The organism is Ensifer sp. Root278, assembly GCF_001429285.1.
Classification (GTDB): Bacteria; Pseudomonadota; Alphaproteobacteria; order Rhizobiales; family Rhizobiaceae; genus Ensifer.
On the sequence record NZ_LMJJ01000041.1, the window covers coordinates 328,299 to 354,380 of the forward strand.

General features: G+C 62.8%; 27 protein-coding genes and 1 pseudogene. 16 read left to right on the plus strand and 12 right to left on the minus strand.

Annotated elements, in window-relative coordinates:
- Positions 1-134 precede the first annotated feature (134 nt).
- A complete protein-coding gene (locus tag ASE60_RS27395) occupies positions 135-1,187 on the plus strand; it encodes an NAD(P)-dependent alcohol dehydrogenase (RefSeq protein WP_057254735.1) in 1,053 nt (350 codons plus the stop codon).
- 59 nt (positions 1,188-1,246) lie between these two features.
- On the opposite strand, the gene ASE60_RS27400 is transcribed toward ASE60_RS27395, so the two are convergent.
- Together ASE60_RS27400 and ASE60_RS27405 are read right to left on the minus strand one after the other, a co-directional pair.
- Positions 1,247-1,711 (minus strand): Lrp/AsnC ligand binding domain-containing protein, encoded by a 465-nt coding sequence (locus tag ASE60_RS27400; protein ID WP_057254736.1) that lies wholly within the window; start codon positions 1,709-1,711, stop codon positions 1,247-1,249.
- 19 nt (positions 1,712-1,730) lie between these two features.
- Complete coding sequence (locus tag ASE60_RS27405; protein WP_057254737.1) at positions 1,731-2,894, minus strand: M20 aminoacylase family protein; 1,164 nt, start codon at positions 2,892-2,894, stop codon at positions 1,731-1,733.
- Positions 2,895-3,071: 177 nt separating this feature from the next.
- Between ASE60_RS27405 and ASE60_RS27410 the strand changes: the two genes are divergently transcribed.
- Positions 3,072-4,157 carry a D-alanyl-D-alanine carboxypeptidase family protein gene (locus tag ASE60_RS27410; protein ID WP_057254738.1) on the plus strand — a complete coding sequence of 362 codons (1,086 nt, stop codon included), beginning with the start codon at positions 3,072-3,074 and terminating at the stop codon, positions 4,155-4,157.
- Between the two features lie 12 nt (positions 4,158-4,169).
- On the plus strand, positions 4,170-5,321 hold the full coding sequence (locus tag ASE60_RS27415; protein WP_057254739.1) for a GTP-binding protein: 1,152 nt from the start codon (positions 4,170-4,172) through the stop codon (positions 5,319-5,321).
- 45 nt (positions 5,322-5,366) lie between these two features.
- Here the strand turns inward: ASE60_RS27415 and ASE60_RS27420 are convergent, their stop codons facing one another.
- The 5 genes from ASE60_RS27420 to ASE60_RS35315 form a co-directional block, all read right to left on the minus strand.
- Complete coding sequence (locus ASE60_RS27420) at positions 5,367-5,603, minus strand: sulfurtransferase TusA family protein (protein ID WP_057254740.1); 237 nt, start codon at positions 5,601-5,603, stop codon at positions 5,367-5,369.
- Complete coding sequence (locus ASE60_RS27425) at positions 5,603-7,042, minus strand: murein L,D-transpeptidase family protein (protein ID WP_057254741.1); 1,440 nt, start codon at positions 7,040-7,042, stop codon at positions 5,603-5,605. The genes ASE60_RS27420 and ASE60_RS27425 overlap by 1 nt, the downstream gene beginning before the upstream one ends.
- Before the next feature lie 267 nt (positions 7,043-7,309).
- Positions 7,310-8,263, minus strand: a complete 954-nt coding sequence (locus tag ASE60_RS27430; protein WP_057254742.1) for an acetyl-CoA carboxylase carboxyltransferase subunit alpha — start codon at positions 8,261-8,263, stop codon at positions 7,310-7,312.
- 64 nt (positions 8,264-8,327) lie between these two features.
- Positions 8,328-9,284, minus strand: a complete 957-nt coding sequence (xerD, locus tag ASE60_RS27435; RefSeq protein WP_057254743.1) for a site-specific tyrosine recombinase XerD — start codon at positions 9,282-9,284, stop codon at positions 8,328-8,330.
- Positions 9,281-9,430, minus strand: a complete 150-nt coding sequence (locus ASE60_RS35315; RefSeq protein ID WP_093233937.1) for a hypothetical protein — start codon at positions 9,428-9,430, stop codon at positions 9,281-9,283. The genes xerD and ASE60_RS35315 overlap by 4 nt, the downstream gene beginning before the upstream one ends.
- A gap of 235 nt (positions 9,431-9,665) precedes the next feature.
- Between ASE60_RS35315 and ASE60_RS27440 the strand changes: the two genes are divergently transcribed.
- Genes ASE60_RS27440 through ASE60_RS27450 form a run of 3 tightly spaced genes read left to right on the plus strand, consistent with a single transcriptional unit; the run spans position 9,666 to position 12,689 of the window.
- Positions 9,666-10,256, plus strand: coding sequence for a shikimate kinase (locus tag ASE60_RS27440; RefSeq protein ID WP_057254744.1), 591 nt, complete (start codon positions 9,666-9,668; stop codon positions 10,254-10,256).
- Positions 10,249-11,382 (plus strand): 3-dehydroquinate synthase, encoded by a 1,134-nt coding sequence (gene aroB / locus ASE60_RS27445; protein WP_057254745.1) that lies wholly within the window; start codon positions 10,249-10,251, stop codon positions 11,380-11,382. Before ASE60_RS27440 ends, aroB begins: the two co-directional genes overlap by 8 nt.
- Complete coding sequence (locus ASE60_RS27450) at positions 11,379-12,689, plus strand: HlyC/CorC family transporter (protein ID WP_057254746.1); 1,311 nt, start codon at positions 11,379-11,381, stop codon at positions 12,687-12,689. Before aroB ends, ASE60_RS27450 begins: the two co-directional genes overlap by 4 nt.
- A 3-nt stretch (positions 12,690-12,692) precedes the next feature.
- Here ASE60_RS27450 and ASE60_RS27455 read toward each other — a convergent pair whose 3' ends face one another.
- Positions 12,693-12,974, minus strand: a complete 282-nt coding sequence (locus ASE60_RS27455; RefSeq protein WP_057254747.1) for a BolA family transcriptional regulator — start codon at positions 12,972-12,974, stop codon at positions 12,693-12,695.
- Positions 12,975-13,122: 148 nt separating this feature from the next.
- On the opposite strand from ASE60_RS27455, the gene ASE60_RS27460 reads away from it, so the two are divergent.
- The 5 genes from ASE60_RS27460 to ASE60_RS27480 all read left to right on the plus strand — a co-directional run bounded on the left by ASE60_RS27460 (position 13,123) and on the right by ASE60_RS27480 (position 18,365).
- Positions 13,123-13,752, plus strand: coding sequence for a J domain-containing protein (locus tag ASE60_RS27460; RefSeq protein WP_057254748.1), 630 nt, complete (start codon positions 13,123-13,125; stop codon positions 13,750-13,752).
- A 74-nt stretch (positions 13,753-13,826) separates the two neighbouring features.
- On the plus strand, positions 13,827-14,822 hold the full coding sequence (gene cobS, locus ASE60_RS27465; protein ID WP_057254839.1) for a cobaltochelatase subunit CobS: 996 nt from the start codon (positions 13,827-13,829) through the stop codon (positions 14,820-14,822).
- A 3-nt stretch (positions 14,823-14,825) separates the two neighbouring features.
- A complete protein-coding gene (locus ASE60_RS27470) occupies positions 14,826-15,266 on the plus strand; it encodes a GNAT family N-acetyltransferase (protein ID WP_057254749.1) in 441 nt (146 codons plus the stop codon).
- The gene (gene cobT / locus ASE60_RS27475; RefSeq protein WP_057254750.1) at positions 15,263-17,158 is read left to right on the plus strand and encodes a cobaltochelatase subunit CobT; all 1,896 of its coding nucleotides are present in this window, start codon (positions 15,263-15,265) and stop codon (positions 17,156-17,158) included. The genes ASE60_RS27470 and cobT overlap by 4 nt, the downstream gene beginning before the upstream one ends.
- A 202-nt stretch (positions 17,159-17,360) precedes the next feature.
- Positions 17,361-18,365: an esterase-like activity of phytase family protein gene (locus tag ASE60_RS27480; RefSeq protein WP_057254751.1), complete on the plus strand. Its 1,005-nt coding sequence runs from the start codon at positions 17,361-17,363 to the stop codon at positions 18,363-18,365.
- Between the two features lie 214 nt (positions 18,366-18,579).
- Here the strand turns inward: ASE60_RS27480 and ASE60_RS27485 are convergent, their stop codons facing one another.
- Positions 18,580-19,224 (minus strand): queuosine precursor transporter, encoded by a 645-nt coding sequence (locus ASE60_RS27485; protein ID WP_057254752.1) that lies wholly within the window; start codon positions 19,222-19,224, stop codon positions 18,580-18,582.
- 153 nt (positions 19,225-19,377) lie between these two features.
- The gene (gene rpmB / locus ASE60_RS27490) at positions 19,378-19,668 is read right to left on the minus strand and encodes a 50S ribosomal protein L28 (RefSeq protein WP_034806568.1); all 291 of its coding nucleotides are present in this window, start codon (positions 19,666-19,668) and stop codon (positions 19,378-19,380) included.
- Positions 19,669-20,047: 379 nt separating this feature from the next.
- On the opposite strand from rpmB, the gene ASE60_RS27495 reads away from it, so the two are divergent.
- Positions 20,048-20,824: a DUF3108 domain-containing protein gene (locus ASE60_RS27495; RefSeq protein ID WP_057254753.1), complete on the plus strand. Its 777-nt coding sequence runs from the start codon at positions 20,048-20,050 to the stop codon at positions 20,822-20,824.
- A 96-nt stretch (positions 20,825-20,920) separates the two neighbouring features.
- Positions 20,921-21,811 (plus strand): EamA family transporter, encoded by an 891-nt coding sequence (locus ASE60_RS27500; protein WP_057254754.1) that lies wholly within the window; start codon positions 20,921-20,923, stop codon positions 21,809-21,811.
- A 9-nt stretch (positions 21,812-21,820) separates the two neighbouring features.
- On the opposite strand, the pseudogene ASE60_RS27505 reads toward ASE60_RS27500, so the two are convergent.
- Positions 21,821-22,253, minus strand: a pseudogene (locus ASE60_RS27505) (cupin domain-containing protein).
- Entirely contained in the window at positions 22,253-23,023 is a 771-nt protein-coding gene (gene gloB / locus ASE60_RS27510) for a hydroxyacylglutathione hydrolase (protein WP_057254755.1), read from the minus strand. Before gloB ends, ASE60_RS27505 begins: the two are co-directional and overlap by 1 nt.
- An 81-nt stretch (positions 23,024-23,104) precedes the next feature.
- Here gloB and ASE60_RS27515 point away from each other — a divergent pair, with 81 nt between their 5' ends.
- The 3 genes from ASE60_RS27515 to ASE60_RS27525 all read left to right on the plus strand — a co-directional run bounded on the left by ASE60_RS27515 (position 23,105) and on the right by ASE60_RS27525 (position 26,044).
- Positions 23,105-23,869 carry a class I SAM-dependent methyltransferase gene (locus ASE60_RS27515; RefSeq protein WP_093233941.1) on the plus strand — a complete coding sequence of 255 codons (765 nt, stop codon included), beginning with the start codon at positions 23,105-23,107 and terminating at the stop codon, positions 23,867-23,869.
- A 145-nt stretch (positions 23,870-24,014) separates the two neighbouring features.
- Positions 24,015-25,121: a histidinol-phosphate transaminase gene (hisC, locus tag ASE60_RS27520; protein ID WP_057254757.1), complete on the plus strand. Its 1,107-nt coding sequence runs from the start codon at positions 24,015-24,017 to the stop codon at positions 25,119-25,121.
- Complete coding sequence (locus tag ASE60_RS27525; protein WP_057254758.1) at positions 25,121-26,044, plus strand: prephenate/arogenate dehydrogenase family protein; 924 nt, start codon at positions 25,121-25,123, stop codon at positions 26,042-26,044. Before hisC ends, ASE60_RS27525 begins: the two co-directional genes overlap by 1 nt.
- Positions 26,045-26,082 lie beyond the last annotated feature (38 nt).

Here is a 26,082-nt window from a genome sequence, read left to right on the forward strand (position 1 = left end):
TCAATCTTGTAGGATCGTGCAAGAATTTTGCAGGATCGCTCTAACGCTCACCGTGTCTGCGCCCCCATAGTTCGAGGTGCGTCAGGCCGGGTTCCCTCCGGACCTGCACCCTTTCCCAAAATGAGGACAGACTGATGGCCATTGCAAGAGGATATGCGGCGACCGATGCGTCGAAGCCGCTGACGCCCTTCACCTTCGAGCGCCGCGAACCGCGCGACGACGACGTGGTGATCGAGATCAAATATTGCGGCGTCTGCCACTCCGACATCCACCAGGCCCGCAACGAATGGGGCAATTCGGCCTTCCCGATGGTTCCCGGCCACGAGATCGTCGGCATCGTGACGGCGGTTGGCTCCAAGGTCACCAAGTTCAAAGTCGGTGACCGCGCCGGCGTCGGCTGCTTCGTCGATTCCTGCACCACCTGCGCCACGCGCGATGTGGATCTGGAACATTACATGCCCGGTCTGATCGTGACCTATAACGGCGTGGAAGCCGACGGTAAGACGCCGACCCAGGGCGGCTATTCCGACAGTATCGTCGTCAAGGAAGGCTATGTGCTGTCGATCCCGGAGAACCTGCCGCTCGACGCCGCAGCACCGCTGCTTTGCGCCGGCATCACGCTTTATTCGCCGCTGCGCCACTGGAAGGCCGGTCCCGGCAAGAAGGTCGCGATCGTCGGCATGGGCGGCCTCGGCCACATGGGCGTCAAGCTGGCGCACGCCATGGGCGCGGAGGTGACGGTTCTCAGCCAGACGCTTTCCAAGAAGGAAGACGGTCTGAAGCTCGGCGCCGACCACTACTATGCCACCAACGATCCGGAGACCTTCAAGGCACTGGCAGGCACATTCGACCTGATCATCTGCACCGTCGCTGCCGAGATCGACTGGAATGCCTACGTCAACCTTCTGAAGGTCGACGGCGATTTCGTGCTGGTCGGCATTCCTGAGAATGCGGTGCCGGTACACGCCTTCTCGCTGGTGCCCGCCCGCCGGAGCATTTCCGGTTCGATGATCGGCTCGATCAAGGAAACCCAGGAGATGCTCGACTTCTGCGGCGAGCACAATATCGTCTCGGAAATCGAAACGATCCGGATCCAACAGATCAACGAAGCCTATGAACGCGTCGTCAAGAGCGACGTGCGCTATCGCTTCGTCATCGACATGGCGTCGCTGCAGGACGCCGCCTAAACTGAAATGGAACGGCCCGGAATCCGATGGGGTTTCCGGGCCTTTTTTCTGACTGCGGCTCAAACGAGCGGCAGCGGTCCGTCGTTCTTGATCTCTTCCATCACTGCGTAAGTTCGGGTCTCCTTGACGCCCGGAAGCGTCCAGAGCACCTGGCCGAGGAAGTTGCGGTAGGCCGCCATGTCCTCGAACCGCGTCTTGACGAGATAGTCGAAGCCCCCCGCCACCATGTGACATTCGAGCACGGCCGGCGCCTGTTTGACGGCGGCGGCGAACTGGTCGAAGACGTCGGGCGTCGTCTTGTCGAGCATGACCTCGATGAAAACCAGCAGGCCGAAGCCGAGCTTGTGCGGGTCAAGCCGCGCGCCGAAGCCCGAGACGTAGCCTTCCTTCAACAGCCGGCGCAGCCGCTCGCTGGTCGCCGTCGGCGACAGGCCGATGCGATCGGCAAGCTCCAGATTGGTGATGCGCCCATCCGCCTGGAGAATGTTGAGAATTCTACGGTCAATCTTGTCGATCTGATGCATGGTGCCTCCCGCCGATGCCTCAGGCGGCAAGTCGCGTTTCCGCGAGCTTCACCCAGTAGGAGATGCCGTGCGGGATCGCCTCGTCATTGAAATCGTATGCCGGGTGATGCAGCCCGGCGGTCTCGCCGTTACCCATGAACACGAAGGCGCCGGGACGGGCAATCAGCATGTAGGAGAAATCCTCTCCGCCCATCATCGGGTCGAGCGACGGCTTGACGTTGCTTGTCCCGGCGATCTCGGCCGCGGCCCTCAAAGCGTAGCCGGTCTCTTCCGCATGGTTCACGGTCACCGGATAGTTGCGATTGTAGGCGACGTTGACGGTCGCGCCGTATAGGGCCGCCACTCCTTCGGCGATCGTGCGGATGCGGCCCTCGCCGATATCGCGTACCTCGGGCACGAGAGTGCGCACCGTGCCGCCGAGCACGGCTTCTTCCGGGATGACATTGTGGGCGAAGCCGGCGTTGAACTTTGTGACGGAGACGACGACCGAGGCGAGCGGATCGACCGTGCGCGAGGCGATCGTCTGCAGAGCGGTGACAATCTGGGTGCCGACGATGATCGGGTCGATCGTCTTATGCGGCTGGGCCGCATGGCCGCCGCGGCCCTTGATGGTGATGGTGAACTCGTCGGTCGAAGCCATGATGGGGCCGACACGGCTGCCGAAGTGGCCAATGGGCATGCCCGGCATGTTGTGCATGCCATAGACTTCCTCGATGGCAAAACGCTCCATCATGCCGTCCTTGACCATCTCGTTACCGCCGCCGCCGCCTTCTTCGGCCGGCTGGAAGATGACGGCGACACTGCCGGCGAAGTTGCGGGTCTCGGCGAGATATTTGGCCGCGCCGAGAAGCATGGCGGTATGGCCGTCGTGACCGCAGGCATGCATCTTGCCAGACGTTTGCGAAGCCCAGGGCTTGCCGCTCGTCTCGGTAATCGGCAGCGCATCCATGTCGGCGCGCAGGCCGATGGTGCGGCCCGAGCCGAGATTGCCGCGGATCAGGCCGACGACGCCGGTGCGGCCGAGCCCCGTCACGACTTCGTCAACGCCGAACTCCTTGAGTTTCTTTTCGACGAAGGATGCCGTATTTTCAACCGCGAACAGGAGTTCCGGGTTCCTGTGCAGATGGCGCCGCCATTCGGCGACTTCGTTCTGGAGCTCGGCGGCACGGTTGAGTATCGGCATCGGTTCGTCCTGTCGGTCTGTTCGATCACTGTGTATCTGCGGTGGATTGGCAGGGGTGCCCGTGAATGGGCTTTGCCATCTCCTCGCCATATAGGCTAAATAGCCGGACGAGACGAGGCAACAGCGGAATTTCGAGGTTCTATTGTGGTGACAGCAGGATTTTTCACGCGTGGCAAGATGAAGGCGCTGGGAGTGACGGTGGCAACCTGCGCGACGCTTCTTGCAGCGCTGCCGGCTGCGGCCAATCCGCGGCTCGTCGTCGACGTCAATTCGCTGAAGGTCTACGAGCACCAGGACATCTTCCAGAAATGGTATCCGGCTTCGCTGACCAAGCTGATGACGGCCTATACGGCCTTCCGCGCCATCAAGTCGGGGCAGCTCACGCTCGAGAGCCCGGTCATCATGACCAAGAATGCGGCCTCCGAGCCGCCGAGCAAGATGTTCTACAAGCCCGGGCAGGCGATGACGCTCGACAGCGCGCTGAAGATGATGCTGGTCAAGTCCGCGAACGACGTCGCAGTCGCGATCGCCGAGACGGTCGGCGGTTCGGAGCCCGCCTTCATCGAGCGGATGAACGCCGAGGCGCGCCGCATCGGCATGACCTCGTCCAACTTCATCAATCCCAACGGCCTGCCGGGTCCGGGCCAGTATACGACGGCGCGCGACCTTGCGGTGCTGGCGATTACGCTCAAGCGCGAGTTCCCGCAGTATGCCTCCTATTTCTCGCTGGAAGGCTTCACCACCGGCAAGAAGAACTATCCGAACTACAACATGCTGATCGGACGCTTCGAAGGCGCCGATGGCATGAAGACCGGCTTCATCTGCGCCTCCGGTTTCAACCAGGTTTCGTCTGCCACCCGTGACGGGCGTAGCGTCGTCTCTGTCGTACTCGGCGAGGATAGCCTCGGCGCGCGTGCCGACGAATCTGCGCGGCTCATGCAGATGGCGCTGACGACGAGCGGCAATGGCAAACCTTCCCTGGTGCAGATCCCGCCCTATGGCGAGACGCGCGACATGGTGGCCGATGTCAGCAAGCAGATCTGCTCGAAGGCAGCGGCCAAGGTCCGCAGCGAAGGCCGCGACGAGGGCGGCCGCCAGAAGCTGCTCTCGCCCTATATCCACGAAATCAACCGGCCGCTGAATCTCGCCTTCGCCGGTCTTATCGCCGGCAGCGGTGAGAAGGCGCCGAAAGTCGTCGCCGACCAAGCTGGCCAGGGCGATGCCGCCAATGTGCCGATCCCCGTGCCGCGGCCGACCTTCTGATCGGAGTTCATGATGGCTAGTCCCTTGCCGGCGGTGCCGGTCTCCATCCTCACCGGCTTTCTCGGTGCGGGCAAGACAACGTTGCTCAACCGGTTGCTGAAGGATCCCGATCTCTCGGACACGGCCGTCATCATCAACGAATTCGGCGACGTCTCGATCGACCACCTGCTGGTGGAGGCCTCCAGCGACGGGGTTATCGAGCTTTCCGACGGCTGCCTTTGCTGCACGGTGCGTGGCGAACTGGTCGACACGCTCGCCGATCTCATGGACCGGATGCAGACCGGCAAGATCAGGCCGCTGAAGCGCATCGTCATCGAAACGACCGGCCTTGCCGACCCCGCGCCGGTGCTGCAATCGGTGATCGGCAATCCCATCATCGCGCAGAACTTCCGGCTGGACGGCGTCGTCACCGTCGTCGATGCCGTCAACGGCCTGCAGACGATCGCCAACCACGAGGAAGCCCTGAAGCAGATCGCGGTCGCCGACCGCATCGTCGTCAGCAAGACCGGTCTAGCCGATGCTTCCACGCGCGACGCCCTGACGGTTCGTATCCGGGCGCTCAATCCGCGTGCGCCGCTCATCGATGGCGACAGCGACGAGGCGGGACGCTCAGCGCTTTTCGCCTGCGGCCTTTATGATCCATCCTCGAAGATCGCCGATGTCGGCCGCTGGCTGCAGGATGAAGCCCATCACGACCACAACCATCATCACCACGATCATGGTGACCACCATCACGATCATGATCACCACCATGACCACGATCATCATCATGATGTGAACCGGCATGGCGGCGACATCCGCTCGTTCAGCATTGTGCACGACCGGCCGATCGAGCCGATGGCACTCGATATGTTCATCGACCTCCTGCGTTCGGCTCATGGCGAGAAGCTGCTCAGGATGAAGGCAATCGTAGCGGTGGCCGACAGACCGGACCGGCCGCTGGTGTTGCATGGCGTGCAGAATGTCTTCCATACGCCGGAGCGTCTGACGGCATGGCCGGACCCGAACGACCGGCGCACCCGCATGGTGCTGATCACCAAGGGATTGACGGAAGACTTCGTCCGCGACCTGTTCGACGCCTTCACCGGCCAGCCGCGCATCGACCGGCCGGACGCGCAGGCGCTTTCCGACAACCCGCTCTCCGTTCCCGGCATGCGGTTTTAATCATCATTCAGATAGCATTGTGATGCCGCGGCCCGTCGCGGCGTCTCAGGCGCCCTTGCGGATCAGAAACCGGTGGCCGCCGTCGGCAGCAGCGGACTCTTCGAGCGTGTGGCCGTCTTCGTTGCAGAAGTGCGGGATATCGATCACTGCCAGAGGATCGGTCGTCTCGATCTCCAGCAATGCGCCCGGGGCTAGTGAGGACATGCGCTTGCGCGTCTTCAAAACGGGAAGGGGGCATTTAAGCCCCCTGAGGTCGTAGACGATCTTGGTCTCACTCGGCATCAATTGCCCCAGATTTTCCAGAAGGGGCGCTTCTTCGGCGGCTCTTCGGTGAGCACAGGCGTTTCCGCCACCGCCTCGGGGGCAGGTGCCGTTGCAACGGCGGCCGTCTGCTGCTCAGTCGCAGCTGGCGCCGTCGTGCGTGCCTGCTTGGTCGTCTTCGCCGGTTCCTGCGCCTGCGGTGCGACGGCTGCCTGCTGTTCGGGTGTCTGAACGGCCGGAGCGGGTGCTTCTGCCTCCGGCTCGCTCTTCGAGAACAGGCTCCAGAAGGATTTCTTCGCCGGCTGCTCGACGGCTGCCTGCATCACCGGCTGCGGTACGGGGTTGGCGGCTGGAACCGGGACGTGCTTGCCGCCGTCGGTCGCCTTTTCGAGTTCCTTCTTCTGGATCTCGACGGCCTGCTTGGTCTCTTCCGCTTCCTTCTGGTCGGCGAGCTTCTTCTCGAGGTCGCTGGCCTTCATCAGCTTGCCGGCGTCGAAGGAGTTGCCGGTTGGCGCATAGGCGAGTTCGCGGCCGACGCGCTGCTTGGCGACGATCGCCTTGCGCTCGGCTTCGCTCGGCTCGTACCAGACCATGCCGTCATACTTCTTCATGGCCTTGTCGTAGTCGGTCTGGTAGGTCTTCTCGAAGCCTGCCATCGCCACTTGCAGCGCCGGCGGGGTCGACATGGCCGGGCACTGGCCGCTCGGATTGAACGGGCCGGAGGCCTGCTGGTTGAAGACGTACTTCTTCTCGCAGACGTTCACTTCAGGCGGACGCTTGGTGATCTCGAACTGGTCGTAGCCGACCTTCAGCATCTTCCAGAAATCGATGTTCGGGTTGTTGCGATGGCGCGCCATGTTTTCCGCGGTCATGCGGAAGGGGAAGGCCTGGAGCTGAACACTTTCCTGGCCGCCCTTGAAGGAATCCCGGGCGAGGGCGAAGATCTCGATCATCTGCTCGTCGGTCATCGAGTAGCAGCCCGACGACGAGCAGGCGCCGTGGATCATCAGGTGCGTTCCCTGACGGCCGTTCGCCTTGTCGTAGGTGTTGGGATAGCCGGTGTTGATCGCCAGGTAATAATTCGAGTTGGGGTTCATCTGGTGCGGGAAGAGCGGATAGAAGCCCTCCGGCGCCTGACGATCGCCTTCCTTTACCTTCGGGCCCAATTTGCCGGACCAGGCGCAGATCTTATAGGTTTTCAGCAGCTGGAAGCGATTGGCCGTATTGGCCTTCCAGACCTCGAGCGTGCCTTCTTCCTTGAAGATGCGCAGCGAGATCGGGGCCTGCTTCTGCATCCCGAGTTCGGTCATCTTTTTGACCATGGGTCCGGAGACCTGGTACTCGGTTTTGTTCTTGACGGACTTGAGGTCGACCGATGTCGTCGTGTCCAGCGTTTCATTGGTGCAGCCGGCAAGCGCGGCGACGATGGCGGCGGAGGCTACAAGGTTTCTGAAACGCATCAGCAGAGGCCCGTTCAAACCCAACTCGAATAGGAAAGCCCAGGTCCGCGACGGGTGGGCTCTTCAGAGAATCACTAAGCGATTATACTTCACGAATTCTTAACCCTGCAGGGTGGCCCTGCCGATGCGCTGTTCATGACCTCATGAATATGGCCAAGATTTGGCCATACTCCGCTTTGCAGTTGCGAAATCCGCTTGCGCAATCGCGAACCACCAGGACCAGATCGGATAGAGGGCGTGGGATTTCCGCCCGCATCCCGGTCCAGCTTAGAGGTTGCGGCCGATATTGAGGTACTTCTGTCGGCGATCCGTGCGCAACTGGTCGCCATTGCGTCCGGACAATTCCTTCAACGCGTCGGCGATCACGGTTCCGGTGCGGCCGATGACCGCGTTCGGGTCGCGGTGTGCGCCGCCGACCGGCTCCTGAATGATGCCGTCGATGACGCCGAGTGCCTTCAGGTCCTCGGAGGTGATCTTCATGTTGCTGGCGGCTTCCTTGGCGCGGGTGGAATCGCGCCACAGGATCGAGGCAGCGCCTTCCGGCGAGATGACGCTGTAGATCGCATGCTCCAGCATGTAGACGCGGTTGCCGGTAGCGATCGCGATGGCGCCGCCGGAGCCGCCTTCGCCGATGACGACGGTGACGATCGGTACGCGAACATTGAGGCACATCTCAGTGGAGCGGGCGATGGCTTCCGCCTGGCCGCGTTCTTCTGCGCCGACGCCCGGATAGGCACCGGCGGTATCGACCAGCGTGATCAGGGGCAGGCCGAAGCGATCGGCCATTTCCATGACGCGGATCGCCTTGCGGTAGCCTTCAGGACGGGGGCTACCGAAGTTGTGCTTGATGCGCGACTTCGTGTCGTTGCCCTTCTCCTGGCCGAGAACGGCGACCGGCATGCCGCGGAAACGCGCAAGGCCGGCCTGGATGGCATCGTCGTTGGCATAGTTGCGGTCGCCCGCAAGCGGCGTGAACTCGGTGAAGAGCTCGGCGGCGTAATCCAGGAAGTGCGGACGCGAGGGGTGACGGGCGACCTGGGTCTTCTGCCAGGGCGTCAGCTTGGAATAGATCTCGATCATCGCGTCGCGGACGCGCGTCTCCAGGCGTTCGATCTCATCCGAAGTGTTCACGCTCTCGTCTTCGCCGGCGAGCTTCTTCAGTTCGAGAATCTTGCCTTCGAGGTCGGAGATGGGCTTTTCGAAATCGAGATAGTTGTGCATGAGATGCGTTTCCGATCATTTTGCGACAAGGACCAGCGGGCCGAAACCAGCGTGCCCGGCCGTCCTAATCCTGTTTTTTCGCCTGTTTGGCAAGAGGGTGATGGTTTTGCACGAGGTTGTGCAGCCGTTCTTCCAGCACATGTGTATAGATTTGTGTCGTTGAAATGTCCGAATGGCCGAGCAGTTCCTGCACGGCGCGAAGGTCCGCGCCATTGGCGAGCAGGTGGCTGGCGAAGGCGTGCCGCAGCACGTGCGGCGAGATCGTGGCGACCCTTATGCCAGCGCGTGCCGCGAGCGATTTCAGATCGCGCGCAAAAACCTGGCGCGGCAGGAAGCCCTGCTTGCCGGAGGAGGGGAAGAGCCACGGGCTCTCGCGGTTGCCCGCTTCCTCCCTGGCCATTTCCTCGGCGAGCGCCTCGCCATAGGCCCGCATCGCCCGGATTGCCGCTTGCGAGAGCGGCACGAGCCGGTCCTTGTTGCCCTTGCCGCGGATCACGAGGAAGCGGCCGTTCTGCGCCAGCACGCTTGCCGGCAGGGAGACCAGCTCGCTGACGCGCATGCCGGTCGCGTACAGAAGCTCAATCAGCGCATGCATGCGCAACTTCGCAAGGTGGTCCGGACCTCCTGATGCGGCCTCGCTCTCGGCCTGCCCGATCAGCCGCGAGACGTCCTCGACGCTCAGCGTCTTCGGCAGGCTGCGCCCCTTCTTCGGGGCGTCGAGAATGCCTGTCGGATCGTCGCCGCGCATACCCTCGGCGTAGAGGAATTTGTAGAACTGCCGGAGTGCGGAGAGGCGCCGTGCCTGCGAGGAGGGCTTGAAGCCCTGGCCCGAGAGATGGGCGAGGTAGGTGCGAAGATCGTCCGGGGTTGCCGCCGTCAGCCCGGTTCCGAGCGTGCGCAGGTGCGAGGAAGCATCCTCCAGGTCGCGCTCGTAAGATTGCAGCGTGTTGACCGCAGCGCCGCGCTCGGCACTCATCATTTCGAGGAAGGCCTCGACATGGGCGGCAGAGAGGTCGCTCATTGGGGCTTGTTCACCCGCTCGGACGGGATTTTCACGGTCACGTCGCGCTCAACCGGTTCGACAAAGGTGACGAGAGAGACCATCGTGCCGTAGACTAATCCGGCGGCGACGGCACAAAAGAACAGGAACCGGAACAGGGTCGGCATTTCAATCTCCTCTGCATGAAGCGTTCGGTCGAAGCGGACCAAAGGCTATGCATGCAGGCGTTCAAACGGCCATCGTCATCTCGCGTTCGGATGAATGCGCGGCACGAAGGCGGGTGCCAGACCTATATGAACGCCGCTTCGGCCGAGTTCAAGAACCGTGAGCGGACGCGCGCGACGACTTGACGCTACACCCCGATTTGTCGATACCGAAAGGGAATGGGGAATAAGAAGTCCAATGAACGACGTGATCGAACCGGTTTCCGCAACGCTTGCCGAGCGGGCGAAGCTTGTACTCGGTAAACGCAATCTCGTGTTCATCGGTCTCATGGGCGCCGGCAAGTCGGCAATCGGAAGATTGACCGCCCAGGCGCTCGGAATTCCCTTCGTCGATTCCGACCACGAGATCGAACGCGTCTCGCGCATGACGATCAGCGATCTCTTTGCCCGTTACGGCGAGGAGGAGTTCCGCGCGCTGGAAACGCGGGTGCTGAAACGGCTTCTGAGAAGTGGTCCGCGTGTGGTCTCGACTGGCGGCGGCGCCTACATCAACGAGCGCTCGCGCCGACAGATCAGGAAGGGCGGCCTGACGGTCTGGCTCAATGCCGAGCTCGACGTGCTCTGGGAGCGGGTTAACAAGCGCGATACCCGGCCGCTGCTGAAGACCGAAAATCCCAAGCAGACGCTCGAAAACCTGATGAACGCGCGCTACCCGATCTATTCGGAAGCCGACCTGACGGTGCTGTCGCGCGATGTGAAGAAAGAGACGATGGTGGAGGACGTTCTCACCGCCGTTATCGAATACCAGGACAAGAAGAACCATGAATAGCCATGTTGCGCCCGCTGCCGAACGCAAGGTCCGCGTCGACCTCGGCGACCGTTCCTACGATATCCTGATCGGTCCCGGGCTGATTGCCGCCGCCGGCCAGGAGATCGCGGCCCGCCTCAAGGGGCGCAAGATGGCCGTGATCACTGACGAGAACGTAGCGCCGCGCTACCTCGAGCCCCTGATGGCGAGCCTGAAGGAGCGTGACATCGACGCAGTGTCGCTCGTGCTTCCCGCCGGCGAGAAGACCAAGAGCTTCGAGCAACTGATCCCGGTCTGTGAAACCGTGCTTGGCGCCCGGATCGAGCGCAACGATGCGGTGATCGCGCTCGGCGGGGGCGTCATCGGCGATCTTACCGGCTTTGCCGCCGGCATCGTGCGCCGTGGCTCGCGTTTCATCCAGATCCCGACCTCGCTCTTGGCACAGGTCGATTCCTCCGTCGGCGGCAAGACCGGCATCAATTCCCCCCACGGCAAGAACCTGATCGGCGTTTTCCATCAACCGGATCTGGTGCTCGCCGATACCGACGTGCTCGACACGCTGAGCCCACGCGAGTTTCGCGCCGGCTATGCCGAGGTCGCGAAGTATGGGCTGATCGACAAGCCGGACTTCTTCGCCTGGCTCGAAAAGAACTGGCAGGCGGTCTTTGCCGGCGGCGCGGCGCGCATCGAGGCGATCGCGATCAGCTGCCAGGCCAAGGCCGACGTCGTGGCTGCGGACGAGCGCGAGAACGGCTTGCGTGCGCTGCTGAACCTCGGCCATACCTTCGGCCACGCGCTGGAGGCTGCGACCGAGTATGACAGCGCCCGGCTGGTGCATGGCGAGGGCGTTTCGATCGGCATGGTGCTGGCGCATCAGTTCTCGGCACGCATGAACCTTGCGAGCCCGGACGATGCGTCCCGTGTCGAGGCGCATCTGAAGACTGTGGGCTTGCCGACCCGCATGTCGGAAATCCCGGGCACCTTGCCTCCGGCCGAGAGGCTGATGGACGCGATCGCCCAGGACAAGAAGGTCAAGGGCGGCAAGCTCACTTTCATCCTGACGCGCGGCGTCGGACAATCCTTTGTCGCCGATGACGTTCCGGCATCGGAGGTCCTAAGCTTCCTGAGGGAAAAACATCCGCAATGACAGGCGAAGCCTTTATTGCTTTTCTGGCGGAATACTGGCTGTCGATCCTCTCGGTCCTCTGCCTGCTCGTGCTGTCGGCGTTCTTCTCGGGCTCTGAGACGGCGCTGACGGCAGCCTCGCGCTCGCGCATGCACACGCTCGAAAACAACGGCGAGGAGCGTGCCGGCATCGTCAACCGGCTGATCGAACGCCGTGACCGGCTGATCGGCACGCTGCTGATCGGCAACAATCTCGTCAACATTCTCGCGTCGTCGCTGACGACGAGCCTTTTGATCGGTCTCTTCGGCGATTCCGGCGTCGCCATCGCGACGCTCGCCATGACCGTGCTGCTCGTTATTTTCTCGGAAGTGCTGCCGAAGAGCTGGGCGATCGCTTCGCCAGACCGCTTCGCGATTGCCGTTGCGCCGCTCGTCCGCCCCTTCGTCGCGGTCGTCGGGCCGGTCTCCAGCCTCGTCAACGGCATCGTCCGGCGCCTGCTCAATCTCTTCGGCGTCAATCTTGCCGCCGATATGTCGATGCTTTCGGCGCATGAGGAACTGCGCGGCGCAGTGGACTTCTTGCACCGAGAGGGTTCGGTGATCAAGGCCGACCGCGACCGGCTGGGCGGCGTGCTCGATCTCGGCGAACTCGAAGTCTCCGACATCATGATCCACCGCACCGCCATGCGGGCGATCAATGCCGACGAGCCGCCGGAGACCTGCGTTCGTGACATCCTCGAAAGCCCGTTCACGCGACTGCCGCTCTGGCGCGGTTCGACCGACAACATCATCGGCCTCGTGCACTCCAAGGATCTGTTGCGGGCGTTAGCGGAGCCCAATGTCGAGCCGGAGAACCTCGATATCGTCAAGATCGCGCAGAAGCCCTGGTTCGTGCCGGACACCACCAACCTCAAGGACCAGCTCAACGCTTTCCTGCGCCGCAAGCTGCATCTGGCGATCGTCGTTGACGAATACGGCCAGGTTCAGGGCCTGGTGACGCTGGAAGACATCCTGGAGGAGATTGTCGGCGATATTGCCGACGAGCACGACCTCGACATTCAGGGTGTGCGCCAGGAGGCCGATGGTTCGATCGTCGTTGACGGCTCGGTACCGATCCGCGACCTCAATCGCGCGCTCGACTGGTCGCTGCCGGACGAAGAAGCGACGACGGTGGCGGGGCTCGTCATCCACGAATCCAAGAGCATCCCGGAGGAGCGCCAGGCCTTCACCTTCCACGGCAAGCGCTTCATCGTGATGAAACGGGTGAAGAACCGGATCACCAAGCTGCGCATCCGCCCGGCGGAAGACGGTGCCGCTCCGACGTCTTGATTGCTACCAGCGGGTCGCTTCGCCGGGAGCCGCGGGCTCTACGGCAAGCGCGTGCAGGCCGGCATCGAGTTCCGGTTTCAGGAGATCATTGATGGCGCGGTGACGGGCGACGCGGCTCATGCCAGTAAAGGCGCTGGAAACGATGCGCACCCGCAGGTGGGTTTCGCCGCCGCCATCGAAACCCGGCTGATGACCGGCATGCATGTGGCTCTCGTTGATGACCGCCAATCTCTCAGGATGGAAGGCCTCGATCAGCTTCTTTTCGATCGTGTCCGTGAGCGACATTCTTCCGTCCCATTTCCTTGGTTGCTTGACGCCCCCTCGCGGATCTGCAGTACCCGGTAATCGCTGGCTTGGCGGCGCAAAATGCCCGCACAAAGCCAGCAACATTCCGTTTTGTCAATTCTTGTTGTGGCCCCAGCCAAGCCCCATAATGAGCACCATGAGACTCGATTCAAAATACTTCGATCGCATTCGCACCCGGCGCAAGGTTGAGCCCCGGGCGGAGCCGGCTGCGCCCGTCTGTCAGTGGGACGGCTGCGATCAGAAGGGCGTGCATAAAGCGCCCGTCGGCCGCAATGCCGAGGGCCAGTACTTCATGTTCTGCTTCGAACATGTGAAGGAATACAACAAGGGCTACAATTACTTCTCCGGCCTTTCCGACAGCGAGGTCGCCCGCTACCAGAAGGAAGCGGTGACCGGCCACCGGCCGACCTGGACCGTCGGCGTCAACAAGAATGCCAAGAACGGTCCGACGCAGTCGCAGACGCGGTCGGGCTCGGCCGGCGCCCAGGCCCGGATGCGCGACCCCTTCGGTTTCGTCAGCGAAGCGCGCGCCCGTCGCCCGGAGCCGCGCCAGCGCAAGTTGAAGACGCTCGAGGCAAAGGCGTTCGAAACACTCGGCCTCGGGGCCTCGGCCACTGCTGCCGATATCAAGGCTGCCTACAAGGATCTCGTCAAGAAGCATCACCCCGATGCCAATGGCGGAGATAGGGGATCCGAAGAGCGTTTTCGCGCGGTTATTCAAGCCTACCAATTGTTAAAACAGGCTGGTTTCTGCTAACAACGCGGATTATTACAGAAGCACTTTTGCAGGCGAATGCGCGGGTGCCGTCCGGTGGCCGCTCTGGAGACATGATGAGCAAGATTGACCTCGACATTTCCAACCTCCCCGATACGACGATCTCGGTCCGGGAGGTTTTCGGCATTGATACGGATTTGCGCGTTCCTGCCTATTCGAAGGGCGACGCCTATGTGCCGGACCTCGACCCGGATTACCTCTTCGATCGCGAAACCACGCTCGCTATTCTCGCAGGCTTCGCCCACAACCGACGCGTGATGGTCTCGGGCTATCACGGTACCGGTAAGTCCACCCATATCGAGCAGGTCGCTGCCCGCCTCAACTGGCCGTGCGTGCGCGTCAACCTCGATAGCCATGTCAGCCGTATCGATCTCGTCGGCAAGGACGCGATCGTCGTCAAGGACGGCCTGCAGGTCACCGAGTTCAAGGACGGCATCCTGCCCTGGGCCTACCAGCACAATGTCGCGCTCGTCTTCGACGAATACGATGCCGGCCGTCCGGACGTCATGTTCGTCATCCAGCGGGTTCTCGAATCCTCCGGCCGCCTGACGCTGCTCGACCAGAGCCGCGTCATCCGTCCCCACCCGGCCTTCCGCCTGTTTGCGACCGCCAACACCATCGGCCTCGGCGACACCACCGGACTCTACCACGGCACGCAGCAGATCAACCAGGCGCAGATGGACCGTTGGTCGATCGTCACGACGCTGAACTACCTGGCGCATGACAAGGAAGTCGACATCGTCGCCGCCAAGGTGAAGGGCTTCACCGCCGACAAGGGCCGCGAGACCGTTTCCAAGATGGTGCGTGTTGCCGACCTCACGCGCGCAGCCTTCATCAACGGCGACCTGTCGACCGTCATGAGCCCGCGTACGGTCATCACCTGGGCCGAGAACGCCTATATCTTCGGCGACATCGCCTTTGCCTTCCGCGTGACCTTCCTCAACAAGTGCGACGAGCTGGAGCGGGCGCTGGTCGCCGAGCACTACCAGCGCGCCTTCGGGATCGAGCTCAAGGAAAGCGCTGCCAACATCGTGCTGGAAGCCACCGCCTGAGCCATGGCGGAGGCGGAGGGCGCACGGGCGCTTCGCTTCGTTGAGGAGAAGAGCGTCGCGAAGACCGCCAACGCGGTCTTCAAGGGCCTCAAGGCCTTCAACCTCGAAAAGGCGGGAAGCGCCAAATACAAGCGCTTCGCCATTTCGGTGCGCAACGACGGCGACGAGATCGTAGGCGGCATCGTCGCCTACACGGCGTGGAACTGGTGCTTCATCGAACTGCTCTGGGTAGACGAGGCGCTGAGAGGGTCGGGCAGCGGGCGTGAGCTCGTTGCGCGTGTCGAAGCGGTCGCCGCAAGCCGCGGCGCCCGCTACATCTATGTCGACACATTCAGTTTCCAGGGCGACGGCTTCTATCAGAAGCTGGGTTATGACGTTTATGGCAAACTCGATGATTTCCCGCCGGGATTTCACCGCATCTGGCTGAAGAAGGAACTCTCGTGAGCTCGAACTCGAAGGCAAAGCCAACCACGCGCGAGAATGCTGCCGAACCGTTCAAGCGGGCGCTTTCCGGCTGCATCCGATCGATCGCGGGCGATGCCGAGGTGGAAGTCGCCTTCGCCAATGAGCGGCCGGGCATGACCGGCGAGCGCATTCGTCTGCCCGAGCTTTCCAAGCGCCCGACGCTGCAGGAACTCAGCGTCACCCGCGGGCTGGGTGACAGCATGGCGCTGCGCAAGGCCTGTCATGACGCGCGCATCCACGCGACGATGTCGCCGCAAGGGGCCGACGCTCGCGCGATTTTCGACGCGGTGGAGCAGGCGCGTGTCGAGGCGATCGGTGCGCTCAGCATGGCGGGCGTCGCCAAGAACCTGAACGTCATGCTCGAAGAGAAATACGCCAAGGCGAATTTCGCAACGATCGAGCGGCAGGCCGACGCGCCGCTCGGCGAAGCCGTGGCGCTTCTGGTGCGCGAGAAGCTGACCGGCGAGAAGCCGCCGGCCTCCGCCGGTAAGGTACTCGACCTCTGGCGCGAGTTCATCGAAGGCAAGGCTGCGGGCGACATCCAGAACCTGTCGTCGACGATCAATGACCAGCAGGCCTTTGCCCGGGTCGTGCGCGACATGCTGACCTCGATGGAGGTCGCCGAGAAATATGGCGACGACGACGTCGAGCCGGACGAGCAGGAGAGCGAGACCGACGAAGACCAGCCGCGCAGCCAGGAGCAGGACGAAAACGCCAGCGACGAGGAAGCCGGCGACGACGCCGCCCCCGCCGATGAAAACCAGGCTGCCGAAGAGCAGATGGAAGAAGGCGAGATGGACGGCGCGGAGATTTCCGACGACGATCTTCAGGACGAGGGCGACGAGGACAGCGAGACGCCGGGCGAGGTCAAGCGCCCGAACCAGCCCTTTGCCGACTTCAACGAGAAGGTCGACTACGCCGTCTTCACCCGCGAGTTCGATGAGACGATCGCTTCGGAAGAGCTGTGCGACGAGGCCGAGCTCGACCGGTTGCGCGCCTTCCTCGACAAGCAGCTTTCCCATCTCCAGGGTGCTGTGGGTCGCCTTGCCAACCGCCTGCAGCGCCGCCTGATGGCGCAGCAGAACCGCTCCTGGGAATTCGACCTCGAAGAGGGTTACCTCGACACGGCGCGCCTGCAGCGCATCATCATCGACCCGATGCAGCCGCTTTCCTTCAAGCGAGAGAAGGACACCAACTTCCGCGACACGGTAGTGACGCTGCTGATCGACAACTCCGGCTCGATGCGTGGCCGCCCGATCACCGTTGCCGCCACTTGCGCTGACATCCTGGCGCGCACGCTGGAACGCTGCGGCGTCAAGGTCGAGATCCTCGGCTTCACCACCAAGGCGTGGAAGGGCGGACAGTCGCGCGAAAAGTGGCTTGCCGGCGGCAAGCCGCAGGCGCCGGGCCGGCTCAACGATCTGCGCCACATCATCTACAAGTCCGCCGATGCGCCCTGGCGCCGGGCGCGCCGCAATCTCGGCCTGATGATGCGCGAAGGCCTGCTGAAAGAAAACATCGACGGCGAGGCGCTGATGTGGGCGCACGAGCGACTGATGGCACGGCGCGAGCAGCGCCGCATCCTGATGATGATCTCCGACGGTGCGCCGGTCGACGATTCGACGCTGTCGGTCAATCCCGGAAACTATCTGGAACGGCATCTGCGCGCGGTCATCGAGCAGATCGAAACGCGCTCGCCTGTCGAGCTTCTGGCGATCGGTATCGGTCACGACGTGACGCGCTACTACCGTCGTGCCGTGACCATTGTCGACGCCGACGAGCTTGCCGGTGCGATGACCGAGCAGCTGGCCGCGCTCTTCGAGGATGAAAGCAAGCGCCGCGGTTCCTCGCGTCTTCGTCGCGCCGGATAATTTGTTTCGTTCGGAGGTGGTGTTTGCCGCTTCCGAACGCCAATCGGCGACAGCCCGTTCCGGCCTTGAGCCGAAGTCAATTTACGGACAAAATTTTACAGTCTACCAAGCTGCAGCGATGATCTCAGTGCGCCGTGGCAGGTGTCTCTCGTCGTCGTACTCCGTTTCATTCCTGATGTTCTTCCCCTGAAGGTACTTCCCCATGCTCGGTCGCGGACTTCTAGCCCTCCTGCTTTTCGCGTCGACCGGCTCGGCATGGGCCGCCTCGAGCGGCGAAACTCTGCCGATCCGCAGTCGTCAGATCAGCAGTTTCGCGGTTGGATCGAGCGCCACCCGGTTCGGCGCGCTGGAGTTCGTTGGCGGACTGGAAATGACCTCTGCGAATTCCCTGTTCGGCGCCGTGTCGGCAATCCGTTTTCGACCGGATGGCACTTCCTTCATCGCGATCATGGACACCGGACACTGGCTCGAAGGCGCCGTGACCCGTGATGCGGACGGCCGGCTTTCCGGTCTTACGGACCTTACCGCCACGCCGATGGCCGACCGCAACGGCGACGTCGGGCTGGCGAAGTGGAAGGTGGATTCGGAAGGATTGGCGCTGCGGTCGGGGCAGGTGGTCGTCAGCTACGAGCAGGCACACCGCATCGACATCTACCCGGACCCGGGATTTGCTGCATCGACGCCGATCGGGAGCCTGGCGTTGCCGTTCCCGATCAAGGAATTGCGCAACAATGGCGGCATCGAGACCATCGCAGTGGCGCCAAAGGACGGCCCCCTGGCTGGCGCGACGATCGCCGTTGCGGAGCGCAGCGTCGACAGGGCGGATAACCTGCTGGCGGGCATTCTCGACGGGCCGCAGCGTGGCGCGTTTGCCGTCGTGCGCAAGGATCCCTATGCGGTAACCGACGGCGCGTTCCTGCCGAACGGCGACCTGCTGCTCCTGGAGCGGCGCTTCTCGTTCGGTTCGGGCCTCGGTATGCAGATCCGGCGTATTGCCGGCGACACGATCAAGCCCGGCGCCGTGGTCGATGGCGACGTCATCTTCGAAGCCGACATGCGCCACCAGATCGACAATATGGAAGGGCTCGACGTCGTCGTACGGCCGGACGGCGAAGTTCGTGTCATCGTCGTTTCGGATGACAACCACTCCATCCTCGAGCGCAATCTGATGCTGGAGTTCCGCCTCACGACCGCGGTGACGCAGTAGGCAATGCTTGTTTCGCCCAAGGGGCGAGTGATCCAAGCTCTGAAACGACAGAGCCGACGGTTGCGGCCGTTTGACCGCAATCATCGGCTCGATCCTTTTCGGCAGGCCATGTTTAGATCATTTCATTGTTTAATCGAAACACTGAAATGATCTAAGTCTTTGAAATTACGCAATTCCAGACGGAAAACCGTTTCACACTTTTCCTGGAACTGCTCTAGGCGGATGCCTTGGCTTCCGCTGCCGGCATCGGCTTGACGACGCTCATCAGCGCGCCATAGGGCAGCAGCATGACGAGGCCGCAGAGGATCTTGACGCTCAAGTCACCGATCGCCCAGGAGATCCAGCGCGGTGCTTCGGCCGTGAGCACGCCGAGCAGGGGCGCGGTTTCCAGCGCGAAGCTGTCGTTCGGTCCGAAGAACACGAAGAACGGGGCAAAGGCGAAGGAGAAGAACATCGCGGTGTCGAGCGCCGAGCCGATCAGCGAACCTGCGAGCGGCGCATGCCACCAGCTCTGACGGCGCAGGCGGTTGAACACCGAGATGTCGAGAAGCTGGCCGAACAGGAAGGCAGAGCCCGAGGCAATCGCGATCCGCGGCGTGGCGGCGACGAAGGAGAGCAGGATGGCGACGATGAAGCCTGCGACCACCACGCGGCGCGCGATGCGCGGCCCGAACTGTCGGTTGGTGAGATCCGTCACCAGGAAAGCGAAGGGATAGCTGAAGGCGCCCCAGGTGAGAAGATCGCCAAGCTGCATGCCGGCAATCGAGCCCGGCAGCGGGTACTGTACGAGGATGTTCGAAGCCACGACCACGAGGGTCATGAGCGCGATATAGACGAAGAAAGTGCGGTTGATCAGCATTTTTTTATCCTGGGAGATGCCACCAGCTAGAGGGATGAAAGCCGGATCGAGCATCCGGCCGATGAAGGCAGAAACACGCGCACGAGAAAAAGGCTTGCTGGATGAACCCGCAAGCCTTTTAAACGCGTGTCAAAGACAGGACGCTGGCGCCGATTAGGCGGCTTCAGCAACCTTCTTGACGATCTGGCGGCGCAGCAGGCGAGCGCGCATGCTCAGCTCGTTCTCGTCCGACTTCAGCAGGAAGGCGTCGAGGCCGCCACGGTGTTCAACCGAGCGGAGAGCTGCAGCGGAAACGCGCAGACGGTAGCGCTGGCCGAGAGCATCGGAAATCAGCGTGACGTTGCACAGGTTCGGCAGGAACCGGCGCTTGGTCTTGTTGTTGGCGTGGCTTACATTGTTGCCCGACTGGACGCCCTTGCCGGTCAATTCGCAACTACGGGACATGGTACACCTATTCTCTTTATCGCCGCCGGACAATGCGGTAGCGGGCCCAGAGCCCAGGCCGCGTTCCTAGGCCATTATTGGAAAGTCGCGGTTCTATAGTCAGAGACGGCCCGCCCGTCAAGCCAAACCTCTTGCATTCTCGGAAAACCCGCGGTTTTTCCCGTCCGTTCTTCAGATGTGAGGCGTAGTTCTCGCAAGAATAATGCCTTGCGAGACCCATTCCAAGCGGTTTTGCTATGCGTTATTTCTTGCATGAGGACGGGTGGCGGCCACGGGGCCGGCCCGACGGCCGGCTGCAGCGTACTGGGCGTAGAAAAGCCGCAAAGAGCCTGCATTTCAGGGTATTACGGCGATATTCAAGCGATGGATTTTTCAGGGCATGAAGTTGCGAAATGGCTTTCGCGTGGCGGCGCTGCTGTCCGCGGTCTCGTTTTCCACAGCATCGTCGGCCGCCGATGTCGAACATCTGACGGATTACAGCATCTCGCTCGCCGGTCTGCCGGTTGCGCGCGCCTCCTTCCATACCGAGCTTCAGAAGAATCGCTACACGATATCCGGAACGCTGAAATCCGCCGGGCTGCTCGACATCCTCAGCCACACCTCGGGCCAGACGCAGGTTTCGGGTGTGATCGGCAGGGATTACCTGCGCGCCTCGCACTATTCGATGTCCTATCGCAGTGGATCGAAGAGCAGGGCGATCAACGTCACCTATCGCAACGGCAATGTGGTGCAAGCCAGCATGACGCCCAAGCGCACGCCGTTGCCGAAGAACTGGGTGCCCGTCACCTCGCGCGACATGCGCAACGTGCTCGACCCGCTCTCGGGCCTCATCATTCCCGCCGAGGCGCGCGTGTGCCCCAACACGCTGCCGATCTTTGATGGCGAGTCGCGGCTCGACATCAAGCTCTCACCGAAGGGGACCAAGCCTTTCAAGACCAAGGGCTTCGAAGGGGAGGTGATCGTCTGCGGTATCCGTTTCGTGCCGAAGGCCGGCTACAAGAAGGGCCGCGAGGATGTCGAGTATCTGCGTCGTCTGCAGACGATGGAAATCTGGTTTGCCAAGGCGCCCAACGTGAACGTCTACGCCCCCGTCTATGTCCGCATCCCCACCAAGCTCGGACCGGTCACGGTCTCGGCGACGCGATTTGGTGGTTGACGCGCGGTCGTGTGCAACTAAAAGGTTAAATACCACGAAGCACGAAGATTTTATCGGCGCAGGTTTCCGTGAGAGAAATCGCGCGAGGGGACGACTATGACATTCAAGGCAACGCTGATCGGTTTTTCCGCCATTCTGATGTGGTCGCTGCTCGCGCTGTTCACGGCAGCATCCGGCAAGATGCCTCCGTTCCAGCTTTCGGCGATCTGCTTCCTGATCGGCAGCCTGCCCGGCCTGGTGGTGCTGGGGATGAGGCCTGAGCGCATAGCGCTGCTCAAGCAACCGGCCAAGGTCTGGATCACGGGTATCGCCGGCCTCTTCGGCTACCACTTTCTCTACTTCACCGCCCTGCGCAACGCCCCGGCAGTGGAAGCCGGGTTGATCGCCTATCTCTGGCCGCTGCTGATCGTCGTCGGCTCGGCGCTGCTGCCGGGCGAGCGCTTGCGCTGGTATCATCTCGCCGGCGCACTCGCCGGCCTCGTCGGCACGATCCTGATCGTGGCGCGCAATGGCGTTGCCTTCGACGATGCCTATCTGCTTGGCTACGGCGCCGCCTTTCTCTGCGCCTTCACCTGGTCGGGCTATTCGCTCATCACCCGCCGCTTCGAAGCGGTCTCGACGGATGTCGTGACAGGATTTTGTCTTGCGACCTCGATCCTGTCTTTCGTCTGCCATCTGGCGCTCGAAACGACCGTCTGGCCGGCGACGACCTTCGAGTGGCTGGCGGTCGTCGGCCTCGGGCTGCTGCCGGTCGGAGCGGCGTTCTATGCCTGGGACTTTGGGGTGAAGAACGGCAATATCCAGCTTCTCGGCGTCGCGAGTTATGCGGCGCCGGTGCTTTCGACGCTGATCCTGATCCTGTTCGGTTTTGCCGAGCCGTCCTGGCGCATCGCGCTCGCCTGCCTGTTCGTGACCGGCGGCGCAGTGCTTGCTGCAAAGGACATGATCTTCCGCAATCGTGCGACGGTGGCCCAGCCGGCGGAATAACCGGGCTTGTTATCGCTTGGGCGGCTGCCAGTCGGGGGCCGCCATTTCGAAGGCGGCGAAATCAAATGCTGGCGCGACGGTGCAGCCGACCAGCGTCCATTCGCCAAGCGAGGCGGCGGACTGCCACCAATCGGCCGGGACCACGCCCTGCGGTCGTTCTCCGCTCAGAATGTCGGACCCGAGCCGCAGCGTCTCGGCGGATTTTCCATCTTCGGCGATGCTGAGTTCGAGCGGCGCACCGGCGTGATAGTGCCAAATCTCGACCGCGTCGCGGACACGGTGCCAGTGCGAGCGCTCGCCGCGCTCCAACAGATAATAGATTGCCGTCGAATGCCCGCGTGGGCCACCAGCCGTATCGCGGAAGGTCTCGAAGTACCAGCCGCCGATGGCGCGCCAAACCGAGTGCCTTGATGATCTCCGCCGCCGATTGCGTCTCAGCCACTAGAAATTATCTTTCCGCTTGCGGATTTCGGCAAAGACCGTGGCATCGTCGGCGTTCTGCATTCCAAGATGGGCGCGGATGCCCGGGTCGGTGGCGCGCAGGAACGGGTTCGTGCGCTTCTCCAGGCCGATCGTCGTCGGTGCGGTGAAGCCGCCGTCGCAGCGCGTCTCCTCGATCTCGGCGGCGCGCGCCTTGAGCTCGGCATTCTCGGGGTCGACCGTGACCGCGAAGCGGGCGTTGGACAGCGTGTATTCGTGGCCGAAATAGACCGTCGTGTCATCCGGCAACGCCATCAGCCGGCTGAGAGACTGCCACATGGTCGCTGCCGTCCCCTCGAACAGACGACCGCAGCCCAGCGCAAACAGGGTGTCGGCGGCAAACAGCAGCCTGTCCTGCGGGAAGTGGAAGCAGATGTGACCGGCCGTGTGGCCCGGGGTCTCGATCACCTCGACGGAACGACCGGCAAAATCGAAGCGCTCACCATGGCGCACGGCCTTGTCGAGCCCCGGAATTTTCGAGGCTTCCCCGAAAGGCCCGATGATCGTGACGCCGAAGCGTTCCTTCAGGGCGTCATTTGCCGCCACGTGATCGCCGTGATGATGGGTCGTCAGGATGTGGGTAAGCCTCCAGCCGCGCCGCTCCAGCGCTTCCAGGATGGGCGCCTCTTCCGGCGCGTCGATAGAGGCGGTCAGGCCGCTTTCGGGATCGTGGATCAGCACGCCGAAATTATCGGTGCGGCAGAGGAAGAGGTCGAGTTCGAGCGCGGCCATGGCACGTCCTCCGGTCAGAAGAGAGGGAATGCTGCCGAATGTAGCGAGCCTTACCTTGAAGTCTACCGCTTCGAAGCTAACATGTTGCGAATGCACACCGATATCGTCGACCTGCGAGAATTCTATCACTCCGAGCTCGGCCGGATGGCGGAGCAATCCGTCACCATGGCGCTTTCGTCCGTCTGGGCGCGGCTCCCGGACGAGCGGCTGGTCGGCCTCGGCTATGCCGTTCCCTATCTCGAACGGTTCCGCAAGGACACGGAGCGCACCTTCGCCTTCATGCCGGCGGGGCAGGGGGCGGTGAACTGGCCGGTTGCCGAGCTCTCCTCGACGGCGCTGGTGTTCGATGAGGAGTTGCCGCTGCCCGACGCCTCGATCGACCGGGTGCTGATGGTGCATTCGCTGGAATTCGCCGAAAGCCCGCGGGAGACCATGAAGGAGATCTGGCGGGTGCTGGCGCCAGGCGGTCGCCTTATCATCGTCGTGCCCAACCGGCGCGGCGTCTGGGCGCGCATGGAACACACGCCCTTCGGTTCCGGGCGACCCTATTCGCGTGGGCAGCTGACGGCGCTGCTGCGCGAGACCAACTTCACGCCAGGTGCCACGGCGGATGCGCTCTTCTTCCCGCCGTCGAAACTCAGGGCGATCCTGCGGCTGCGTCGGGGCTTCGAGCGGCTCGGCCGTTCGCTCTGGCCGGTCTTCTCCGGCGTCATCGTCGTCGAGGCGCAGAAGCGGCTTTACCAGGGGCTGCCGGTCGCCGCACGCGCATCGCGCCGCGTCTTCGTGCCGGTGCTGGCGCCGCAGGGCGTGCCGAGCACGCGCGAGAGGCCGCGTCCCACCCGCTAACCTGCCTGGGAACCGCGGCGGACCCTCGACAAAAGCCGCTTGCGCCGCTAATGGCTTGACCTCTTTTCCTGCCTGCAGCGCCGCGCGCCTCCCATGGCACGTATCGGTTGCTGCAGCACTTTGATGGCCAAAGAAAGCTGACCCGATGAGCCTTGCTTCGAAGAGCCCTGAGCCGCGTTCCGGCATCCTGGATATTGCCGCTTATGTGCCGGGCAAGGAGCATGCGCCGGGTGTCGCCAAGGTGCATAAACTCTCGTCCAACGAGACGCCGCTTGGCGCAAGCCCGAAAGCGATCGAAGCCTTCCAGTCGGCTGCCTTCAACCTCGAACGTTATCCGGATGGCCAGGCGCGGGCGCTGCGAGAGGCGATCGGTGCCGTGCACGGCCTCAACCCGGCAAACATCATGTGCGGCAATGGGTCGGACGAACTGCTCGGGCTTCTCTGCCACACTTATCTCGGGCCCGGCGACGAAGGCATCATCACCGAGCATGGCTTCCTCGTCTACAAGATCCAGATCCTGGCGGCGGGCGCGACGCCCATTACCGTCAAGGAGAAGGATGCGCGCGTCGATGTCGATGCCATTCTCGCGGCGGTCACCGAGCGCACCAAGGTCGTCTTCCTGGCCAATCCGGCCAATCCGACCGGCACCTACATCCCCGTCGATGAAGTCCGCCGGCTGCATGCGGGGCTGCCCGAGGGTGTGCTGCTGGTGCTCGACGCGGCCTATGCCGAATATGTGCGCCGCAACGACTATGCCGCCGGGCTGGAGCTCGTCTCGGCCAGCCGCAATGTGGTGATGACCCGCACCTTCTCGAAGATCTACGGCCTTGCGGGTTTGCGCATCGGCTGGATGTACGCACCGCCGGAGGTGATCGACGCGGTCGACCGTGTCCGCGGGCCCTTCAACCTCAGTGCGCCCTCTATCGCGGCGGGTGCTGCGGCGATCCGTGATCAGGCTTTCGTGGCAACGGCGGTTGATCACAATCTCACCTGGCTTGCGCGTGTCAGCGAAGCGCTCGAAGCGATCGGGCTGCGCATCACGCCCTCGGTCACGAATTTCGTGCTGATCCACTTTCCGGAAGAAAACGGCAAGCGGGCCGAGGAAGCCGATGATTTCCTGACCAGCCGCGGCTATATCCTGCGGGCGGTCAGCAGCTACGGCTTCCCCAATGCGCTGCGCATGACCATCGGCTCGGAAGAAGCCAACGAAGGCGTCATCGCGGCGCTGATCGAATTCATGGGACGGAAATAATGGCTCAGCAGTTTGAAACGATCGCCCTCATCGGCATTGGTCTCATCGGCTCGTCGATCGCGCGCGATATCCGCGAGAAGCAGCTTGCCGGTACGCTCGTCGTCTCCACGCGCAGCGAGGCGACGCTGAAGCGTACGCAGGAGCTCGGGCTCGGCGATCGCTATACGCTGTCTGCGGCCGACGCCGTTCGCGACGCGGACCTCGTGATCGTCTCGGTCCCGGTCGGCGCGTCCGGTGCCGTGGCGGCCGAGATTGCTGCGCATCTGAAGCCCGGTGCGATCGTCACCGATGTCGGCTCGACCAAAGGCTCAGTGATTGCGCAGATGGCGCCGCATCTGCCCGAGACCGTTCATTTCGTGCCGGGGCATCCGATCGCCGGTACCGAGCACTCGGGCCCGGATGCCGGCTTCGTCGGCCTCTTCCGCGGCCGCTGGTGCATCCTGACGCCGCCGGAGGGCGCTGATGGGGAAGCGGTCGCGCGGCTCCGGCGTTTCTGGGAAACGCTCGGCTCGATGGTCGAGGAGATGGACGCCGAGCACCACGACAAGGTGCTGGCGATCGTTTCGCACTTGCCGCACATCATCGCCTACAACATCGTCGGAACCGCCGATGATCTCGAGACCGTCACCGAATCCGAAGTCATCAAGTATTCGGCCTCGGGTTTCCGCGACTTCACCCGTCTCGCGGCATCCGATCCCACCATGTGGCGTGACGTCTGCCTGCACAACAAGGACGCGATCCTGGAGATGCTGGCGCGGTTTTCGGAGGATCTCGCCTATCTGCAGCGGGCGATCCGCTGGGGCGACGGCGAGAAGCTCTTCGACCTCTTCACCCGCACCCGCGCCATCCGCCGCTCGATCATCCAGGCGGGCCAGGATACGGCGATGCCGGACTTCGGCCGGCATGCCATGGATCAGAAATAAGCTGAGCAAGTCGAGGAAGACCGAGGAACGGTCTTCCG

Excerpts from the sequence above, each read along its gene's own strand:
- ASE60_RS27470 (WP_057254749.1), top strand. The coding sequence starts at position 14,826 with ATGGCGGAGGCGGAGGGCGCACGGGCGCTTCGCTTCGTTGAGGAGAAG.
- ASE60_RS27515 (WP_093233941.1), top strand. The coding sequence starts at position 23,105 with ATGTTGCGAATGCACACCGATATCGTCGACCTGCGAGAATTCTATCAC.
- ASE60_RS27480 (WP_057254751.1), top strand. The coding sequence starts at position 17,361 with ATGCTCGGTCGCGGACTTCTAGCCCTCCTGCTTTTCGCGTCGACCGGC.
- ASE60_RS27405 (WP_057254737.1), bottom strand. The coding sequence starts at position 2,894 with ATGCCGATACTCAACCGTGCCGCCGAGCTCCAGAACGAAGTCGCCGAA.
- rpmB (WP_034806568.1), bottom strand. The coding sequence starts at position 19,668 with ATGTCCCGTAGTTGCGAATTGACCGGCAAGGGCGTCCAGTCGGGCAAC.
- cobS (WP_057254839.1), top strand. The coding sequence starts at position 13,827 with ATGAGCAAGATTGACCTCGACATTTCCAACCTCCCCGATACGACGATC.
- ASE60_RS27415 (WP_057254739.1), top strand. The coding sequence starts at position 4,170 with ATGGCTAGTCCCTTGCCGGCGGTGCCGGTCTCCATCCTCACCGGCTTT.
- gloB (WP_057254755.1), bottom strand. The coding sequence starts at position 23,023 with ATGGCCGCGCTCGAACTCGACCTCTTCCTCTGCCGCACCGATAATTTC.
- ASE60_RS27450 (WP_057254746.1), top strand. The coding sequence starts at position 11,379 with ATGACAGGCGAAGCCTTTATTGCTTTTCTGGCGGAATACTGGCTGTCG.
- aroB (WP_057254745.1), top strand. The coding sequence starts at position 10,249 with ATGAATAGCCATGTTGCGCCCGCTGCCGAACGCAAGGTCCGCGTCGAC.
- xerD (WP_057254743.1), bottom strand. The coding sequence starts at position 9,284 with ATGAGCGACCTCTCTGCCGCCCATGTCGAGGCCTTCCTCGAAATGATG.
- ASE60_RS35315 (WP_093233937.1), bottom strand. The coding sequence starts at position 9,430 with ATGCCGACCCTGTTCCGGTTCCTGTTCTTTTGTGCCGTCGCCGCCGGA.
- ASE60_RS27485 (WP_057254752.1), bottom strand. The coding sequence starts at position 19,224 with ATGCTGATCAACCGCACTTTCTTCGTCTATATCGCGCTCATGACCCTC.
- ASE60_RS27460 (WP_057254748.1), top strand. The coding sequence starts at position 13,123 with ATGAGCACCATGAGACTCGATTCAAAATACTTCGATCGCATTCGCACC.
- ASE60_RS27525 (WP_057254758.1), top strand. The coding sequence starts at position 25,121 with ATGGCTCAGCAGTTTGAAACGATCGCCCTCATCGGCATTGGTCTCATC.
- ASE60_RS27430 (WP_057254742.1), bottom strand. The coding sequence starts at position 8,263 with ATGCACAACTATCTCGATTTCGAAAAGCCCATCTCCGACCTCGAAGGC.
- ASE60_RS27425 (WP_057254741.1), bottom strand. The coding sequence starts at position 7,042 with ATGCGTTTCAGAAACCTTGTAGCCTCCGCCGCCATCGTCGCCGCGCTT.
- ASE60_RS27410 (WP_057254738.1), top strand. The coding sequence starts at position 3,072 with ATGAAGGCGCTGGGAGTGACGGTGGCAACCTGCGCGACGCTTCTTGCA.
- ASE60_RS27500 (WP_057254754.1), top strand. The coding sequence starts at position 20,921 with ATGACATTCAAGGCAACGCTGATCGGTTTTTCCGCCATTCTGATGTGG.
- ASE60_RS27495 (WP_057254753.1), top strand. The coding sequence starts at position 20,048 with ATGAAGTTGCGAAATGGCTTTCGCGTGGCGGCGCTGCTGTCCGCGGTC.
- ASE60_RS27400 (WP_057254736.1), bottom strand. The coding sequence starts at position 1,711 with ATGCATCAGATCGACAAGATTGACCGTAGAATTCTCAACATTCTCCAG.
- ASE60_RS27420 (WP_057254740.1), bottom strand. The coding sequence starts at position 5,603 with ATGCCGAGTGAGACCAAGATCGTCTACGACCTCAGGGGGCTTAAATGC.
- hisC (WP_057254757.1), top strand. The coding sequence starts at position 24,015 with ATGAGCCTTGCTTCGAAGAGCCCTGAGCCGCGTTCCGGCATCCTGGAT.
- ASE60_RS27455 (WP_057254747.1), bottom strand. The coding sequence starts at position 12,974 with ATGTCGCTCACGGACACGATCGAAAAGAAGCTGATCGAGGCCTTCCAT.
- ASE60_RS27440 (WP_057254744.1), top strand. The coding sequence starts at position 9,666 with ATGAACGACGTGATCGAACCGGTTTCCGCAACGCTTGCCGAGCGGGCG.
- ASE60_RS27395 (WP_057254735.1), top strand. The coding sequence starts at position 135 with ATGGCCATTGCAAGAGGATATGCGGCGACCGATGCGTCGAAGCCGCTG.